This is a genomic window from Pseudomonas sp. J380 (assembly GCF_009827115.1).
Taxonomy (GTDB): domain Bacteria; phylum Pseudomonadota; class Gammaproteobacteria; order Pseudomonadales; family Pseudomonadaceae; genus Aquipseudomonas; species Aquipseudomonas paracarnis.
In genome coordinates this window covers 3,991,168-4,008,993 of sequence record NZ_CP043060.1, presented here as the reverse complement: position 1 = coordinate 4,008,993, position 17,826 = coordinate 3,991,168, and the positions used below count along the sequence as shown (strand labels likewise).

Annotated in this window: 16 protein-coding genes; 12 read left to right on the top strand and 4 right to left on the bottom strand. The window is 60.0% G+C overall.

What is annotated here, in order from left to right; all coding sequences use genetic code 11:
• Positions 1-58 precede the first annotated feature (58 nt).
• Positions 59-718, bottom strand: coding sequence for an HAD family hydrolase (locus FXO12_RS18035; protein ID WP_057975186.1), 660 nt, complete (start codon positions 716-718; stop codon positions 59-61).
• Positions 715-1,257: a gamma carbonic anhydrase family protein gene (locus FXO12_RS18030; protein WP_057975185.1), complete on the bottom strand. Its 543-nt coding sequence runs from the start codon at positions 1,255-1,257 to the stop codon at positions 715-717. Before FXO12_RS18030 ends, FXO12_RS18035 begins: the two co-directional genes overlap by 4 nt.
• Positions 1,258-1,358: 101 nt before the next feature.
• On the opposite strand from FXO12_RS18030, the gene prlC reads away from it, so the two are divergent.
• Positions 1,359-3,410, top strand: a complete 2,052-nt coding sequence (gene prlC / locus FXO12_RS18025) for an oligopeptidase A (RefSeq protein WP_054897247.1) — start codon at positions 1,359-1,361, stop codon at positions 3,408-3,410.
• Positions 3,407-3,682, top strand: coding sequence for a YheV family putative zinc ribbon protein (locus FXO12_RS18020; protein WP_020301415.1), 276 nt, complete (start codon positions 3,407-3,409; stop codon positions 3,680-3,682). The genes prlC and FXO12_RS18020 overlap by 4 nt, the downstream gene beginning before the upstream one ends.
• 108 nt (positions 3,683-3,790) lie before the next feature.
• Here FXO12_RS18020 and FXO12_RS18015 read toward each other — a convergent pair whose 3' ends face one another.
• Positions 3,791-4,441 carry a dual specificity protein phosphatase family protein gene (locus tag FXO12_RS18015; RefSeq protein WP_057975184.1) on the bottom strand — a complete coding sequence of 217 codons (651 nt, stop codon included), beginning with the start codon at positions 4,439-4,441 and terminating at the stop codon, positions 3,791-3,793.
• 275 nt (positions 4,442-4,716) lie between these two features.
• Here FXO12_RS18015 and FXO12_RS18010 point away from each other — a divergent pair, with 275 nt between their 5' ends.
• From FXO12_RS18010 to FXO12_RS17985, 6 genes are all read left to right on the top strand, one after another.
• Positions 4,717-5,469 (top strand): gluconate 2-dehydrogenase subunit 3 family protein, encoded by a 753-nt coding sequence (locus FXO12_RS18010; protein WP_057975183.1) that lies wholly within the window; start codon positions 4,717-4,719, stop codon positions 5,467-5,469.
• A 2-nt stretch (positions 5,470-5,471) separates the two neighbouring features.
• Positions 5,472-7,256 (top strand): GMC family oxidoreductase, encoded by a 1,785-nt coding sequence (locus FXO12_RS18005; RefSeq protein WP_032894333.1) that lies wholly within the window; start codon positions 5,472-5,474, stop codon positions 7,254-7,256.
• Positions 7,257-7,268: 12 nt separating this feature from the next.
• Positions 7,269-8,567, top strand: coding sequence for a cytochrome c (locus FXO12_RS18000; protein ID WP_057975182.1), 1,299 nt, complete (start codon positions 7,269-7,271; stop codon positions 8,565-8,567).
• 82 nt (positions 8,568-8,649) lie between these two features.
• Positions 8,650-9,708, top strand: a complete 1,059-nt coding sequence (locus FXO12_RS17995) for a PA0069 family radical SAM protein (RefSeq protein ID WP_057975181.1) — start codon at positions 8,650-8,652, stop codon at positions 9,706-9,708.
• Positions 9,709-9,936: 228 nt separating this feature from the next.
• Complete coding sequence (locus tag FXO12_RS17990) at positions 9,937-10,668, top strand: carbonic anhydrase (RefSeq protein ID WP_003187331.1); 732 nt, start codon at positions 9,937-9,939, stop codon at positions 10,666-10,668.
• Between the two features lie 85 nt (positions 10,669-10,753).
• Positions 10,754-12,295: a SulP family inorganic anion transporter gene (locus FXO12_RS17985; protein ID WP_034129222.1), complete on the top strand. Its 1,542-nt coding sequence runs from the start codon at positions 10,754-10,756 to the stop codon at positions 12,293-12,295.
• A gap of 130 nt (positions 12,296-12,425) precedes the next feature.
• Here the strand turns inward: FXO12_RS17985 and FXO12_RS17980 are convergent, their stop codons facing one another.
• Positions 12,426-13,073: a hypothetical protein gene (locus FXO12_RS17980; RefSeq protein ID WP_003187334.1), complete on the bottom strand. Its 648-nt coding sequence runs from the start codon at positions 13,071-13,073 to the stop codon at positions 12,426-12,428.
• Positions 13,074-13,442: 369 nt separating this feature from the next.
• Between FXO12_RS17980 and coxB the strand changes: the two genes are divergently transcribed.
• The 4 genes from coxB (at position 13,443) to FXO12_RS17960 (ending at position 17,822) form a co-directional block, all read left to right on the top strand.
• Positions 13,443-14,570, top strand: a complete 1,128-nt coding sequence (gene coxB / locus FXO12_RS17975; RefSeq protein WP_032894328.1) for a cytochrome c oxidase subunit II — start codon at positions 13,443-13,445, stop codon at positions 14,568-14,570.
• A 58-nt stretch (positions 14,571-14,628) separates the two neighbouring features.
• Complete coding sequence (gene ctaD / locus FXO12_RS17970) at positions 14,629-16,212, top strand: cytochrome c oxidase subunit I (RefSeq protein ID WP_003187339.1); 1,584 nt, start codon at positions 14,629-14,631, stop codon at positions 16,210-16,212.
• Between the two features lie 135 nt (positions 16,213-16,347).
• A complete protein-coding gene (locus FXO12_RS17965) occupies positions 16,348-16,899 on the top strand; it encodes a cytochrome c oxidase assembly protein (protein ID WP_054920935.1) in 552 nt (183 codons plus the stop codon).
• Between the two features lie 35 nt (positions 16,900-16,934).
• The gene (locus FXO12_RS17960) at positions 16,935-17,822 is read left to right on the top strand and encodes a cytochrome c oxidase subunit 3 (RefSeq protein ID WP_003187344.1); all 888 of its coding nucleotides are present in this window, start codon (positions 16,935-16,937) and stop codon (positions 17,820-17,822) included.
• Positions 17,823-17,826 lie beyond the last annotated feature (4 nt).

Genomic DNA, 17,826 nt, shown 5'->3' with positions numbered 1-17,826 from the left:
GATTTTCAACATGAGGATGCGGTCAACTGTGGGAGCTGGCTTGCCTGCGAAATCGCTCTTAAGACCTCTGCAAAAACGCCTGATGCATCTGGTCCAGCGTCTCGAAATGCCAGGTCGGTGCCTCGGCACTCAGCTCTTCAAAACTACCAAACCCATACCCCACGGCGGCCGAATCCAGCCCATTACTGCGTGCGCCGATCAGGTCATGCTTGCGATCACCGATCATCAAGGTGGTGGCCGGGTCCAGCCGTTCCTCACGCATCAAATGCGCGATCAACTCGACCTTGTTGGTACGCGTGCCGTCCAGTTCGCTGCCGTAGATCACCTTGAAGTACTTGGCAAAGTCGAAATGCCGCGCAATCTCGCGGGCAAATTCCCACGGTTTGGAGGTGGCTACGTACAGCTGACGCCCTTGGCTGTTCAACTCTTCCAATAACGGCATGACGCCGTCGAACACGCGGTTTTCGTACAGGCCGGTGACCTTGAAGCGCTCACGGTAGAAATTCACCGCCTCCCATGCCTTGGCCTCGTCGAAGGCGTAAAACTGCATGAACGCCTGCAGCAAGGGCGGGCCGATGAAGTGTTCGAGTTTGGTCAGGTCGGGCTCATCAATGCCCAGTTTGGCCAGGGCGTACTGGATCGAACGGGTAATGCCCTCGCGTGGGTCGGTGAGGGTGCCGTCCAGGTCGAACAGGACGGTGGGGTGATGCAGGGTCATTGATCGAATCCTTCAGCCAGGTGCAGGTCCTTGAGCTTCACGTAGTTCGCAGCGCTGTAGGTGAAAAAGGCGCGTTCTTTGTCAGTCAATGCGCGAACCTGTTTGACCGGGCTGCCCACATACAAAAAACCACTGTCGAGTTTCTTGCCTGGCGGCACCAGGCTGCCGGCGCCGATGATCACGTCGTCTTCGACCACGGCGCCATCCATCACGATACTGCCCATGCCGATCAGGACGCGGTTACCCACGGTGCAGCCATGCAGCATGACCTTATGGGCGATGGTTACATCGTCGCCGATCAGCAACGGGAAACCCTCAGGATTGAACGGCCCCGCGTGGGTAATGTGCAGCACGCAGCCGTCTTGCACGCTGGTGCGCGCACCGATGCGGATGCGGTGCATATCGCCGCGAATCACCGTCAGCGGCCAAACCGAGCTGTCAGTGCCGATTTCGACATCGCCGATCACCACCGCCGAAATATCGACAAACGCCCCGGCGCCGAGGGTTGGCGTGTGGTTCTGATAGGTGCGAAGGGTCACGATAGCCTCTCTCTCTTCTGCTGATAGCTGCGGTGGGTGTTGATTGTAATTAAGATGGCCCCATCTTTGTTCTACATGTTTCTTCAGCCAAGGTGCCCACCGTGAGCGCGAACAACCCTCTTTTGCAGTCCTACGACCTGCCGCCGTTCTCGGCGATCCGTGCCGAGCACGTGCAGCCGGCCATCGAACAGATCCTCGCCGACAACCGCGTGGCAATCGCAGAGATCCTGCAAAGCCAGGGTAAAAATCCGACGTGGGCCGGCCTGGTCCTGGCCATGGATGAACTCAATGATCGCCTTGGCGCGGCCTGGAGCCCGGTCAGCCACCTCAATGCCGTGTGCAACAGCGCCGAACTGCGCGAAGCCTACGAGGCGTGCCTGCCGGCATTGAGCGCCTACTCCACCGAAATGGGCCAGAACCGTGAGCTGTTCCAGGCCTTCGAAGCCCTGGCCAACAGCCCGGAAGCTGCCGGTTTCGATGTGGCGCAAAAAACCATTCTGGAACACTCCCTGCGTGACTTCCGCTTGTCGGGTATTGATTTGCCGCCGGAGCAGCAAAAACGCTACGCCGAGGTGCAGAGCAAGCTGTCCGAGTTGGGCAGCAAATTCTCCAACCAGTTGCTGGACGCCACCCAGGCCTGGACCAAGCACGTCACTGATGAGGCGACACTTGCCGGCCTGACCGATTCGGCCAAGGCGCAAATGGCTGCCGCCGCCCAGGCCAAGGGCCTCGACGGCTGGCTGATCACGTTGGAATTCCCCAGCTACTACGCCGTCATGACCTACGCCCAGGACCGCGCCCTGCGTGAAGAGGTTTATGCCGCCTACTGCACCCGTGCGTCGGACCAGGGCCCGAATGCCGGTCAGAACGATAACGGCCCGGTGATGGAGCAGATCCTCGACCTGCGTCAGGAACTGGCCCAATTGTTGGGTTATGCGTCGTTCTCCGAGCTGAGCCTGGCCACCAAGATGGCCGAATCCAGCGACCAGGTGCTGAGCTTCCTGCGCGACCTGGCCAAGCGCAGCAAGCCGTTCGCCGCCCAGGACCTGCAGCAACTCAAGGCCTACGCCGCCGAGCAAGGCTGCGCTGATCTGCAGAGCTGGGACAGCGGTTTCTACGGCGAAAAACTGCGTGAGCAGCGCTACAGCGTGTCCCAGGAAGCGCTGCGCGCCTACTTCCCCATCGACAAAGTGCTGGGCGGCCTGTTTGCCATTGTGCAGCGCCTGTACGGCATCGAGATCGCTGAGCTTAAAGGCTTCGACACCTGGCACCCGGATGTGCGCTTGTTCGAGATCAAGGAGAACGGCGAGCACGTCGGACGCTTCTTCTTCGACCTGTATGCCCGCGCCAACAAGCGTGGCGGAGCCTGGATGGACGGTGCCCGTGACCGCCGCCGTACCCTTGATGGCGTGCTGCAAAGCCCCGTGGCCAACCTGGTGTGCAACTTCACCCCGGCAGACAGTGGCAAGCCTGCACTGCTGACCCACGATGAAGTCACCACCCTGTTCCACGAATTCGGCCACGGCCTGCATCACCTGCTCACCCGCGTGGAGCACGCCGGCGTATCCGGTATCAACGGTGTGGCGTGGGACGCGGTGGAACTGCCGAGCCAATTCATGGAGAACTGGTGCTGGGAGCCTGAAGGCCTGGCGCTGATCTCCGGCCACTACGAAACCGGCGAGCCCCTGCCCCAGGACCTGCTGGAAAAAATGCTCGCGGCGAAAAATTTCCAGTCCGGCCTGATGATGGTGCGTCAGCTGGAGTTCTCGCTGTTCGACTTTGAACTGCACGCCACCCATGGCGATGGTCGCAGCGTGGCTCAGGTACTTGAAGGCGTGCGCGATGAAGTCTCGGTCATGCGCCCACCGGCCTACAACCGCTTCCCCAACAGCTTCGCGCACATCTTCGCCGGCGGTTATGCGGCGGGTTACTACAGCTACAAATGGGCGGAAGTGCTGTCGGCGGACGCGTTCTCCAAGTTTGAGGAAGACGGCGTGCTCAACGCCCAGACCGGGCGTGCCTTCCGTGAAGCCATCCTGGCCCGTGGCGGCTCCCAGGCGCCGATGGTGCTGTTCGTCGATTTCCGCGGACGCGCGCCGTCGATTGACGCACTCTTGCGCCACAGCGGCTTGAGTGAGGACGCGGCAGCATGAGTGAAGGGCCTGTGATTACCAAAAAGCAATTTATCGCCGGGGCGGTCTGCCCGGCGTGCAGCGAGCCGGACAAGTTGAAGATGTGGACCGAAGACAGCGTGCCGCACCGCGAATGCGTGGCCTGCGGGTATACCGATACGCTGAATGATCAAGGCCTGTCGGTGCCCAAGGAATTGGGCACTAGGGTCAATACCACCGCGTTGAAAGCGCCGGCCGATCCTAAGGTGCAGGCAGTGCAGTTCTTCCCGAACCCGAAGCTGAAAAAAGACTAAGCCGGCACTCACTGTAGGAGCGAGCTTGCTCGCGAAGAACTCAACAGCGCGGCGTTTATCCAGGAAAACGCGCGTTATCGTTAACGTTCTTCGCGAGCAAGCTCGCTCCTACAATTTTTTTTCTTCCTTACCCGTTGTGGTGATCCAGCCTTTCATTGAGCACAACGCAAAGGCGCTGGTGCTGCAATCCCCATTCGCCAAAGCTGTGCGCAACTTGTCGACATCGGCTTTCATCATGTAGCGAACGCCATCCTTGAAACCATTGCTGCTGCCAAAGCCGCCCAAGGTCATTTCGTTCAGCGCGTCCTCCTTGCTCCACCCTTGAACCACCACCCGATACATCGCTGCCATCAGGCCGGTGCGGTCGGCGCCGTGCTTGCAATGCATCAACACAGGGCCATCGGCCTCTGCTGCCTGAATCGCTCTGATTGCCGCCAGCACGTCGGCATCGTCGACGTGGTTGGTTCGATAGCTCAACTGCACCTGTTTGATATCAGAGGATTGGAGCCACTGCGTATCAGATTCTGGCAGGAAGTTGATGACCGTAACGATCTTGAGTTTTTGCAATAACGGCAGCGCACGTCCATCCGGCAATGCGCTGCGATAGAGCGTGGGTGTCATCTGGTGCAGGTTGTATTGGTTACCCACCGGCTGGGCCCACTCCGGCGAGCGGATCGACGCAGCCTCATCGGCTTGTACGGTGCTGAACAGGCTCATGAGCGCCAGGCCGAGAACGAGCAGTAAGCGTGTGTTGAACATGAACGTCGTGACCGAGCTAGGAAGTGGCTGATGGGCCGCAGATTCACTTAAAGCGGGTCAATACGGCGTGAGGTCCGTGTCAAAGAATCGTGATGCTTGCGATCTGATCCGGTGTTTTTGTCACCGAATCGACGCCTCTGAATTCTTAGCCTGCTATCATTTGTAACTAATGTTTGCCATTGTGCTGTGTCTGCTTGGATCCAATTAGCGGCAAAGCCTTCACGCTGCTCCCAGAAGCGGCGGATAAACCCGTGACCACATGATGAGGTGTACCTATGTCTGATCAAGATCAAGACAACCCCCGGCGTGACTTTTTACGCAAATCCTTGACCTTGATCCCGGTGGTCACGGTTGCCAGCAGCGGCCTTGGCGGTTCGATGTTGATGGCCACGCCGGAACCGGCCCAAGCCGAGCCGGCCAAACCCGCGGTCAGCGACAAAGCCTACGAGCCAAGTTATTTCACGGCCGAGGAATGGGCGTTTATCAACGCCGCCGTCGAGCGCTTGATTCCCGCTGACGCCCAAGGCCCAGGTGCCTTGGAAGCTGGCGCGCCGGAATACATCGACCGCCAGATGAACACCCCTTACGCCAGTGGCGCCCTGTGGTTCATGCAAGGCCCGTTCAACGCTGATGCGGCGCCGGAGATGGGCTGGCAAAGCAAATTGGTACCCAAGGAGATCTATCGCCTCGGCATTGCTTGTACGGATGCGTGGTCGAAAGCGTTCAACGGTAAGGCTTTTGCTGCGCAAGACAGCGCTACCCGAGACGATATGCTTAGGCGTCTGGAGGCTGGCGGCAGTGAAGTCGCTGCGCACTTCGACGCGGTGCCGCCCAAGATGTTCTTCAACCTTTTGCTGCAAAACACCAAGGAAGGCTTCTTCTGCGACCCTATCCACGGCGGTAATAAAGGCATGGTCGGCTGGACCATGATCGGCTTTCCCGGCGCCCGCGCCGATTTCATGGATTGGGTGGAACGCAACGAGCAATACCCCTTCCCGGCTGTTTCCATTCGCGGCGAGAGGGCGTAAACGTGGCGACCATCATGAAGAAAGTGGATGCAGTGATTGTGGGCTTCGGCTGGACGGGCGCGATCATGGCCAAAGAGCTGACAGAAGCGGGCCTCAACGTGGTAGCGCTGGAGCGCGGCCCGATGCAGGACACTTATCCAGACGGCAACTATCCCCAGGTCATCGACGAATTGACCTACAGCGTGCGTAAGAAGCTGTTCCAGGACATCTCCAAAGAAACGGTGACCATTCGCCACAGCGTGAATGACGTCGCCCTGCCCAATCGTCAGTTGGGCGCGTTCTTGCCGGGCAATGGCGTTGGTGGTGCGGGGCTGCACTGGTCGGGCGTGCATTTTCGAGTTGATCCAATTGAGCTGCGCATGCGCAGCCATTACGAAGAGCGCTACGGGAAGAACTTCATTCCCAAGGACATGACCATCCAGGACTTCGGCGTCAGCTACGAAGAGCTGGAGCCGTTTTTCGACTATGCGGAAAAAGTCTTTGGCACCTCCGGCCAAGCCTGGACGGTCAAGGGCCAACTGGTCGGTGAAGGCCGTGGCGGCAACCCCTACGCGCCGGATCGCTCCAACCCGTTCCCGCTGGAGGCGCAGAAAAATACCGTCTCCGCCCAGCTGTTTCAGAAAGCGGCGACCGACGTAGGTTACAAACCTTACAACCTGCCTTCGGCCAATACGTCGGGGCCGTACACCAACCCCTACGGTGCGCAGATGGGCCCGTGCAACTTCTGCGGGTTTTGCAGTGGCTACGTGTGCTACATGTACTCCAAGGCTTCGCCGAACGTGAACATCCTGCCGGCCTTGCGCCAGGTGCCCAACTTCGAGCTGCGGCCCAATTCCCACGTGCTCAAGGTCAACCTCGACAGCACCAAGAAGAAAGCCACCGGCGTGACCTACATCGACGCCCAGGGCCGCGAATGTGAACAACCGGCCGACCTGGTGATTCTTGGCGCATTCCAGTTCCATAACGTGCGCCTGATGCTGCTGTCGGGCATCGGCAAGCCCTACGACCCGATTACCAACGAGGGTGTGGTAGGCCGCAACTTCGCCTACCAGAACATGGGCACCATCAAGGCGTTCTTCGACAAGGACACCCACACCAACAACTTTATCGGCGCGGGCGGCAATGGCGTGGCCATCGACGACTTCAACGCCGACAACTTTGACCATGGCCCCCATGGCTTTGTGGGGGGGTCGCCGATGTGGGTCAACCAGGCGGGCAGCCGGCCGATTGCCGGTACGTCCAACCCGCCGGGCACGCCGGCGTGGGGCAGTGCCTGGAAGCGCGCCACCGCCGATTACTACACCCATCAAGTCTCAATGGATTCCCACGGTGCCCATCAGTCCTACCGGAGCAACTACCTGGATCTGGACCCGGTTTACCGCGATGCCTACGGCCTGCCGCTGCTGCGCATGACCTTCGACTGGCAAGAAAACGACATCAAGATGAACCGCTTCATGATGGAAAAAATGGGCAAAGTGGCCCAGGCCATGAACCCCAAGGCCATCGCCGTGCTGGGTAAAAAGGTCGGTGAGCATTTCAATACCGCCTCCTACCAGACCACCCACCTCAACGGTGGCGCGATCATGGGCACCGACCCGAAAACCAGTGCGTTGAACCGCTACTTGCAGAGCTGGGATGTACACAACGTCTTTGTCCCTGGTGCTTCCGCTTTCCCACAAGGCTTGGGCTACAACCCTACCGGCCTGGTGGCAGCGTTGACCTATTGGTCGGCACGAGCGATTCGCGAGCAGTACCTCAAAAACCCCGGCCCGCTGGTTCAGGCATAAGGAGCGATGACCATGAAAGCACTCGTTATCGCCTCCCTGGCGCTGTTCAGCAGCTGCTCGATCAGCGCCGCCGAAACCGATCTGATCAAGCAGGGTGAATACCTGGCGCGCGCCGGCGACTGCGTCGCCTGCCACACCGCCAAGGGTGGAAAGCCCTTCGCTGGCGGCCTGCCGATGGAAACGCCCATTGGCGTGATCTACTCCACCAACATCACCCCGGACAAGACCGGTCTGGGCGACTACAGCTTCGAGGATTTCGACAAGGCCGTGCGCCATGGCGTCGCCAAGAACGGTAGTACGCTTTACCCGGCGATGCCCTACCCGTCTTACGCACGTGTCAGCGACAGCGATATGCAAGCGCTGTATGCGTACTTCATGAAGGGGGTCGAACCGGTTGCCCAGGAAAACAAGGACAGCGATATTCCCTGGCCCCTGAGCATGCGTTGGCCGTTGGCGGCCTGGCGCTGGATGTTTGCCCCGGCAGTCGAGGCGCATCAGCCGCAAGCCGCTGCCGACCCGGTGATCGATCGCGGTGCCTACCTGGTGGAAGGTCTCGGACATTGCGGCGCCTGCCATACGCCGCGTGCCCTGACCATGCAGGAAAAAGCCCTGAGTGCCACGGACGGCAGCGCCTTCCTCTCTGGCAGTGCGCCATTGGAAGGCTGGATTGCCAAAAGCCTGCGCGGCGACCACAAGGACGGTCTCGGCAGCTGGAGCGAGGAGCAGTTGGTGCAGTTCCTCAAGACCGGTCGCAGCGACCGCAGTGCGGTGTTCGGCGGCATGAGTGATGTGGTCGTGCACAGCATGCAGTACATGTCCCAAGAGGACCTGACCGCTATCGCTCGTTACCTCAAGAGCCTGCCGGCTGTCGATCCCAAGGATCAGCCGCACCAGTACGACAAACAGGTAGCGCAAGCATTGTGGAAGGGGGACGACAGCAAGCCGGGTGCGTCGGTGTACATCGACAACTGCGCGGCCTGCCACCGTACCGACGGCGATGGCTATACGCGGGTGTTCCCGGCGCTGGCGGGCAACCCGGTGTTGCAGACGGCAGATGCCACGTCGTTGATCAACATTGTGTTGAACGGCGGCACCTTGCCGGCCACCCATGCGGCGCCGTCAACCTTCACCATGCCGGCGTTTGCCTGGCGTCTGTCGGACCAGGAAGTGGCGGATGTGGTCAGTTTTATCCGTGGCAGTTGGGGCAACCAGGGCGCACCGGTCAAGGCGAGCGATGTGGCGGATCTGCGCAAAAACGATCTGCACACCACCTCGGGCGATGACCTGGGGCAGGTGACGCAAAAGCACTGATAAGTTCGCTGGCCGCCCAACGGCACTGGTCAGAAGTTTCGCGCCTCGATACTGTATATAAAAACAGTATCGAGGCGTTTTCATGTCTACTGCGCTGCCGCCCCGTGGCCGGGGTACGGCCACCAACCTGCACAATCGCTTTGCACCCACCGTCAGCGTGGCCGAGGACGACGGTTGGTACCAGGAAGTGCCGCCGACCCAAGGCACCGAAGTGCGTATCGAAACGGCCAAGACCATCATCACCCGCAACACCTCCCCGGACTTGCCGTTCGATCGGTCCATCAATCCGTATCGCGGTTGTGAACATGGTTGCATCTACTGCTATGCACGGCCCAGCCATGCCTATTGGGACATGTCGCCCGGGCTGGACTTTGAAACCAGATTGATTGCCAAGAGCAACGCGGCCGATGTGCTGGAACAGCAGTTGTCGAAGCCGGGCTACGTGTGTGCGCCGATCAACCTGGGCTCCAATACCGATCCGTACCAGCCAATCGAGCGCGAATACCGGATCACCCGGCAAACCCTTGAAGTACTACTGCGCTACCGCCACCCGGTGACTATCATCACCAAGGGCTCGCTGATCCTGCGCGACCTCGACCTGCTGACCGAGTTGGCCCGCCAGCGGCTGGTGGCGGTGATGATCAGCCTCACCAGCCTGGACGATGAGCTCAAGCGCATTCTGGAACCGCGCACCGCAGCGCCCAAGGCACGGCTGCGGGCGATTCGGGTAATGCGCGACGCGGGTATCCCGGTGGGCGTGCTGTGCTCGCCAATGATCCCGATGATCAACGACAGCGAGCTGGAGAGCCTGCTTACCGAAGCTCACGCGGCCGGCGCACAAAGCGCGACGTATATGATGCTGCGCCTGCCGTTGGAGGTGGCGCCGTTGTTCGAGGAGTGGCTGGCGGCCCATTACCCCCAGCGAGCCGCCCATGTGATGAGCCTGGTGCGTCAAGTACGCGGGGGTGAGGTGTATGACAGCCGGTTTGGCGTGCGTATGCGCGGTGAAGGGCCGTTTGCCGATTTGCTGGCGCAGCGTTTCAGCAAGGCGATCAAGCGTCTGGGGCTGAATCGGCGGGAAGGGTTCAACCTTGATTGCACGGCGTTTTGCCCACCGGGCAGGCAGATGGCTTTGTTGTAGACTGATGGAGAGGTGTGCATCTCTGCTGTAGGAATAGTCGCGTTTTGACATCACTGAAACCCGCGTTCTAGAGCGGTTCATTCAGTTTGAGTTAAGTTTCGACGGTTACCTTGTTCAGCGAGTGACTGATGAGTCGGCGGCCTGGCCGGTGCTTGTTTTACAACTATTTCACCGCCATGGCGTCGAACTGACCTGAACCCTCCCCTGCATTGATCAAGAGGATGAATCATGAGTGACAAGGATAAACAGCCGTTGGCTGCGTCGGCTTCAGCCCCTCAGGTGGCGGAATCCGCCGATGCAGCGCTGCAGCATATCGTTGACGGCTTTTTGCATTTCCATCACGACGTCTTCCCCCAGCAGGAAGAACTCTTCAAGAAACTCGCCACCGCCCAGAGCCCACGGGCGATGTTCATCACCTGCGCCGACTCGCGTATCGTGCCCGAGCTGATCACCCAAAGCTCCCCAGGCGACCTGTTCGTGACCCGTAACGTCGGTAACGTGGTGCCGCCTTACGGCCAGATGAACGGTGGTGTTTCCACCGCTATCGAGTACGCGGTGCTCGCCCTTGGCGTACAGCACATCATCGTGTGCGGGCATTCGGACTGCGGCGCCATGCGTGCCGTGCTCAACCCCGACAGTCTGGAAAAGATGCCAACGGTCAAGGCCTGGTTGCGTCACGCCGAGGTCGCCAAGACCATGGTCCATGACAACTGCGACTGCGCCAACGAAGGCGAGAGCATGGCGGTGCTGACCGAAGAAAACGTCATCGCCCAACTGCAACATTTGCGCACCCACCCTTCCGTGGCTTCGCGCATGGCCAATGGTCATTTGTTTATCCATGGTTGGATCTACAACATCGAGACCAGCGAAATTCGGGCCTACGATGCGGACAAAGCGGCGTTCCGACCGCTGAACGGCACCGAGCCGATCCCTTCAGCGACGCCTAAAGCGCGCTTCTAAAACACTTCCCTGCCGGGTAATGCGGTGGCTGCCATGGATGCAGCCAGGCTTTACCGCGCCCGGCGAATGCCTCGGGAGAGTCATCATGCGTGCTGCTCAATTGAAAGCTGTATTGCCACGGGAGCTGCTCGCCTCGGTGGTTGTTTTTCTGGTCGCCTTGCCACTGTGCATGGGCATCGCGATTGCGTCCGGCATGCCGCCGGCCAAGGGCCTGATCACTGGCATCATCGGCGGCCTGGTGGTGGGCTGGTTGGCCGGCTCGCCGCTGCAAGTCAGCGGCCCGGCGGCGGGTCTGGCAGTGCTGGTGTTCGAGCTGGTGCGCCAGCACGGCATGCTGATGCTGGGGCCGATCCTGTTGCTGGCCGGCTTCCTGCAATTGGTTGCCGGGCGTTTGCGCCTGGGCTGCTGGTTTCGCGTCACCGCGCCGGCGGTGGTCTACGGCATGTTGGCCGGGATTGGCGTGTTGATCGTGCTGTCGCAGGTTCATGTGATGCTCGACGGCGCGCCCAAGCCTTCAGGGCTGGATAACCTGGCCGGCTTCCCGGCAGCGCTGGCTGCAGCAATTCCTACCTTCGGCGGCGGGCTCGGCTGGCAGGCTGGCGTACTTGGTTTGTCGACGATGTTGGTGATGTACCTGTGGGACAAATTCCGCCCGCAACAACTGCGGTTTGTACCTGGCGCGTTGCTTGGCGTGGGCCTGGCGACTGTTGCCAGCCTGGTGCTGGCGTTGCAGGTCAAGCGCGTGGAAGTCCCGGAAAACCTTGCGGACGCTATCGACTGGCTGCGCCCCAGCGACTTGCTGAACCTGGCGGACCCACAGTTGCTGATCGCGGCATTCGCCGTGGCGTTTATTGCCAGTGCCGAAACCCTGCTGTCTGCCGCAGCGGTGGACCGCATGCACAGTGGTCAACGTTCGGATTTCGATAAGGAATTGTCGGCCCAAGGGGTGGGCAACATGCTCTGCGGTCTGGTTGGCGCTTTGCCAATGACCGGCGTGATCGTGCGCAGCTCGGCTAACGTCCAGGCCGGGGCAACCACGCGTCTGTCGGCGATGTTCCATGGCCTATGGCTGCTGGGTTTCGTGCTCTTGCTGTCGAGCGTGCTGCAGAGCATTCCGGTCGCGAGCCTGGCGGGTGTGCTGGTGTACACCGGCATCAAGTTGGTAGACATCAAGGCGTTCAAGGCGCTAGGCCGCTATGGGCGGATGCCGATGTTCACCTATGCGGCCACGGCACTGGCAATCATCTTCACCGATTTGCTGACCGGTGTGCTGGTGGGGTTTGGGCTTACATTGGTGAAGCTGGCGTTCAAGGCGTCGCGCCTGAAAGTCAGTCTGATCGACCTGCCCCAGGAAGGTGAGATGGAGCTGCGTTTGACGGGGGCGGCGACCTTTCTGAAGGTGCCGGCGTTGACTCAAGTGTTGTCGGCGGTACCTGCGGGGACCACCCTGCATGTGCCGTTGAGCAACTTGAGTTACATCGACCACTCTTGCCTGGAGTTGCTGGAAGAATGGGGCCGGGCCAATGCGGCCAAGGGCTCGACGTTGGTGATCGAGGCTCGCGGTTTGAAGCGTCGGCTGGAAGGTCGTGTGAGAACGACAGTGGGGATCGGCTCAGCGCCTGCCTGACCTCTCAAAAAACTGTGGGAGCCGGGCTTGCCCGCGATGGCGCTGGTTCAGTCAACTAATCTGTTGGCTGATACTCCGCCAATCGCGGGCAAGCCCGGCTCCCACAGTTGATCTTTGTAAGCCGGACGATTTACGCAGGTTGATCCAGCGACAGCTCAACCCCAAGCTGGCGCGACAGGCATGGCCAGCGCTTCCAGGACGCTTCGGTCTGCGGGCTCTTGAGCTGTTCGCGATAGGCCTCGACCGATTCCAGCGCAAAGCTTTCCTCGTTAAGCATCTCATCCACCGCCAGGTGCACGGCTTCATCCAATTGGTTGGCGAAGTCTTCACCGATCAGTTGATGGGCGATCACGTTGGCCACGGTGGTATCCGCTGGAATCAGCGGCTGGCCAAAATGCTTGATATACAGATCGTTCACTTCTTCGACCAGGCGATGCGCCAGGTAGGCCTCATCCAGCAGGCCATCAAGGCCGTCGTGTCCGGCCAGAATCGCTGGCGGCTGCAGGAAAAAATGTTCAGCGATTTTCAGTACCGGTTTGATCTGGCTTTCAATCCCGGCCTCACGGGCCACGTCATTGGCGGCGTCGAGCAAATCAGGAACCAGATCGATGTAAGCGGTCACAAAACGGGTCATGACCATATTGCGATCACCGTCAGCCAAGGCGATGGACGAATGCAGGTGCGGCACTTGTTTCTTCAGCTGGCTGACGAGCTGGCCGGTGCTGGCTTCGTGTTGATGGGCACGGGAAATCTGCTCGCGCAATGCGGCGGTGTTCATGAAGGCTCCAGTGAAGCAGGCCTAGGAAAAGGGAGAAGATAAGGTAGTTCGTTTATACGAGCGCCTAAGACGCATTTGTCATAATTATTTCATGGTTATAGGCAGGGGTTATATCGAAATGCCATCGTTCGTCGGATAAACGATTCCGCCGCCCATTTTACGGGCTCCGTCTGTCTGTTTCTATTGATTTGCCCCCACACATTGCGGGGTTGCTACGGCTGTCTATACTCGGTTTTGTACGCAATTAGCTGATGACGCCCAACTGCATGACGCAGGCAAGGCTTGGCGGTTGTAAGCAGTATGGAAGCCGCTCCCTTCGCCGCAGGTGCAAACCGGCGGGATAACAAGAAACATAAAGGGGAACCCGCAATGACGCGACATCCACACGTTTGGATGGGCCTCCTGTTGTGGTCGGTATTCGGCCAGGCGCACGCCGCCTGGACTACGAATATGGCGCCAGGGGCTACTGAAGTCAGCCACGCTGTGTTTGACCTGCACATGACCATTTTCTGGATCTGTGTGGTGATCGGCATCGTCGTGTTTGGCGCGATGTTCTGGTCGATGATCCTGCACCGCCGGTCTACGGGCCAGGTAGCGGCGAAGTTCCACGAAAGTACCACCGTGGAAATCCTCTGGACCGTGGTGCCCTTGCTGATCCTGGTGGCCATGGCCATTCCGGCCACCAAGACCCTGATCAACATCTACGACAGCAGTGAGTCGGATATCGATATCCAGGTCACCGGCTATCAGTGGAAGTGGCACTACAAATACCTGGGCCAGGATGTGGAGTTCTTCAGCAACCTGGCCACACCCGCCGAGCAGATCCATAACCAGGCCACCAAGGGCGAGCACTACCTGTTGGAAGTCGACCAGCCGCTGGTATTGCCGGTGGGCGCCAAGGTGCGCTTTCTGGTGACCGCCGCCGATGTGATCCACTCCTGGTGGGTGCCGGCCTTTGCGGTCAAGCGCGATGCTATCCCTGGCTTCGTCAACGAAGCCTGGACCCGCGTCGAGAAGCCCGGCATCTACCGTGGTCAGTGCGCCGAACTGTGTGGCAAGGACCATGGCTTCATGCCCATCGTGGTGGAGGTCAAGTCCAAGGCCGACTACGACACCTGGCTGGGCGAGCGCAAGGAGGAGGCCGCTAAGCTCAAGGAGTTGACCTCCAAGGAGTGGACGCTGGACGAACTGGTGGCGCGTGGCGACAAGGTCTATCACACCACTTGCGTGGCCTGTCACCAGGCTGAGGGCCAAGGCTTGCCACCGATGTTCCCGGCGCTCAAGGGTTCGAAAATCGCCACCGGGCCGGCCAAAGACCATCTGAGCATCGTGTATCACGGCAAGCCCGGCACCGCGATGGCAGCTTTCGGCAAGCAGCTCTCGGAAGTGGATATCGCCGCTGTGGTGACCTATGAGCGTAACGCCTGGGGCAATAACAAAGGCGACATGGTCACGCCCAAAGACGTGCTGGCTCTGAAACAGGCGGAAAGCAAATGACGACTTTCATTGCCAATGCCCTGAATCGTCCCGCTCACTCGCTTGCAGGAGAACGGCCATGAGCACCGTGATCGACCATGGTCATGCCGACCACGCACACGGCCCCGCCAAGGGCCTGATGCGCTGGGTGCTGACCACCAACCACAAAGACATCGGCACCATGTACCTGTGGTTCGCCTTCACCATGTTCCTGCTCGGCGGCTCGTTCGCCATGGTGATCCGCGCCGAGTTGTTCCAGCCGGGCCTGCAGATCGTGCAGCCGGCGTTCTTCAACCAGATGACCACCATGCACGGCCTGATCATGGTATTCGGCGCGGTGATGCCGGCGTTTGTCGGCCTGGCCAATTGGATGATCCCGTTGATGATCGGCGCGCCGGACATGGCCCTGCCGCGCATGAACAATTTCAGCTTCTGGCTGCTGCCGGCGGCGTTCCTGCTGCTGGTGTCCACCTTGTTCACGCCCGGCGGCGGGCCGAATTTCGGTTGGACCTTCTACGCCCCGCTCTCGACCACCTATGCCCCGGAAAGCGTGACGTTCTTTATCTTTGCCATCCACCTGATGGGCATCAGTTCGATCATGGGCGCGATCAACGTGGTCGCCACCATCCTTAACCTGCGTGCGCCGGGCATGACCCTGATGAAAATGCCGCTGTTCGTGTGGACCTGGCTGATCACCGCGTTCCTGCTGATCGCGGTGATGCCGGTACTGGCGGGCTGCGTGACCATGATGCTGATGGATATCCACTTCGGCACCAGCTTCTTCAGCGCGGCCGGTGGTGGCGATCCCGTGCTGTTCCAGCATGTGTTCTGGTTCTTCGGGCATCCCGAGGTGTACATCATGATCCTGCCGGCCTTTGGCGCGGTCAGCTCGATCATCCCCACCTTCTCGCGCAAGCCGCTGTTCGGCTACACCTCGATGGTCTACGCCACCGCGAGCATCGCGTTCCTGTCGTTCATCGTGTGGGCGCACCACATGTTTGTGGTGGGCATTCCGCTGGTGGGTGAGCTGTTCTTCATGTACGCCACCTTGCTGATCGCCGTGCCTACGGGCGTGAAGGTGTTCAACTGGGTCAGCACCATGTGGCAAGGCTCACTGACGTTCGAGACGCCGATGTTGTTTGCGGTGGCCTTTGTGATCCTGTTCACCATCGGCGGCTTCTCCGGGCTGATGCTGGCGATTGCCCCGGCGGACTTCCAGTACCACGACACCTACTTTGTGGTGGCGCATTTCCATTACGTACTGGTGCCCGGCGCGATCTTCGGGATCTTCGCTTCGGCCTACTACTGGCTGCCTAAATGGACCGGCCACATGTACGACGAAACCTTGGGCAAGCTGCACTTCTGGTTGTCTTTCGTGGGCATGAACATGGCGTTCTTCCCCATGCACTTTGTGGGGCTGGCCGGTATGCCGCGCCGAGTGCCGGACTACAACCTGCAGTTCGCTGACTTCAATATGGTCTCGTCCATTGGTGCCTTCATGTTCGGCGCCACGCAGATCTTCTTCCTGTTCATTGTCATCAAGTGCATCCGTGGCGGCCCGCCTGCGCCGGCCAAACCGTGGGATGGCGCCGAAGGCCTGGAGTGGAGCGTGCCCTCGCCGGCGCCGTATCACACCTTCACCACGCCGCCGGAGGTCAAATGAAGCCCTCCCTATACTCCCCCTGTGGGAGCGGGCTTGCCCGCGATGGCGGTAGGTCAGGCGCTGAATCTACCAGCCCTCAGGCCCTCATTGCAGGCAAGCCAGCTCCCACAGAAAGTCCAAAGCCAGGTGGGCGCCATGGCTGACTCCGTCCCGCTCAAGCGCCTGGTCACCCGCCTGCTGATCCTGGTGCTGGCAATGTTCGCCTTCGGCTTCGCCCTCGTGCCGATCTACGACGTGATGTGCAAGGCGTTCGGCATCAACGGCAAGACCGCCGGGCAGTACGAGGGTGAGCAAATGGTTGACCCCTCGCGCCAAGTGCGGGTGCAGTTTCTGTCCACCAACGCCATCGACATGGTCTGGGAATTTCACTCCAAGGCCGATGAGATTGTGGTCAACCCCGGAGCAGTCAACGAGATGCTGTTCGTGGCCTACAACCCCACTGATAAGCCGATGACCGCCCAGGCGATACCCAGTATTTCCCCGGCCGAAGCGGCGATGTACTTCCACAAGACCGAATGCTTTTGCTTCACCCAGCAAGTGTTGCAGCCCGGTGAGCGCATTGAGATGCCCGTACGTTTCATCGTCGACCGAGCGATGCCCACGGATGTGAAGCATTTGACCCTGGCGTACACGCTGTTCGATATCACTGCGCGCCAGCCGCCCGTGGCCGTCAGGACCGGGGGCTAGCTACTGTTTGCCCCCTCAATCAGGAGAGCGAATACATGTCGACTCATGATACGTACTACGTACCAGCGCAAAGCAAATGGCCAATAATTGCCACGATTGGCCTGCTGGTCACCGTGTATGGCCTGGCCGTGTGGTTCAACGACTTGAAGGCCGCGCGCCCTGAATCCCACGGGCCGTGGATCTTTTTCGTCGGCGGTTTGCTGCTGGCCTACATGCTGTTTGGCTGGTTTGGCGCGGTGATCAAGGAAAGTCGTGCTGGGCTGTACAGCGCCCAGATGGACCGCTCGTTCCGCTGGGGCATGACCTGGTTCATCTTTTCGGAGGTGATGTTCTTCATCGCCTTTTTTGGTGCGCTGTTCTACGTGCGCGTCTGGGCTGGGCCTTGGTTGGCGGGCGAGGGGCCCAAGGGCATTGCGCACATGCTGTGGCCGAACTTCGAGTTTGCCTGGCCCCTGCTGAACAACCCCGACCCCAAGCTCTACCCTGCGCCCAAAGGCACCATCAGCCCCTGGGGCCTGCCATTGGTCAATACCATCCTGCTGGTGAGTTCCAGCGTGACCATCACCATTGCCCACCATGCCCTGCGCAAAGGCCATCGTGGTGCACTGAAACTCTGGCTGGCGATCACCGTGCTGCTGGGCTTGGCGTTTCTTGGATTCCAGGCCGAGGAATACATCCACGCCTACAAAGAGTTGGGCCTAACCCTGGGTTCAGGCGTGTACGGCGCGACGTTCTTCATGCTCACGGGCTTTCACGGCGCCCACGTGACCATCGGCACCATCATTCTGTTTGTGATGCTGATGCGCATCCTGCGCGGGCATTTCAATGCCGAGCACCAGTTCGGTTTCGAGGCGGCCAGTTGGTATTGGCACTTTGTGGACGTGGTGTGGATCGGGCTGTTTTTCTTTGTCTATGTGCTGTGACGCC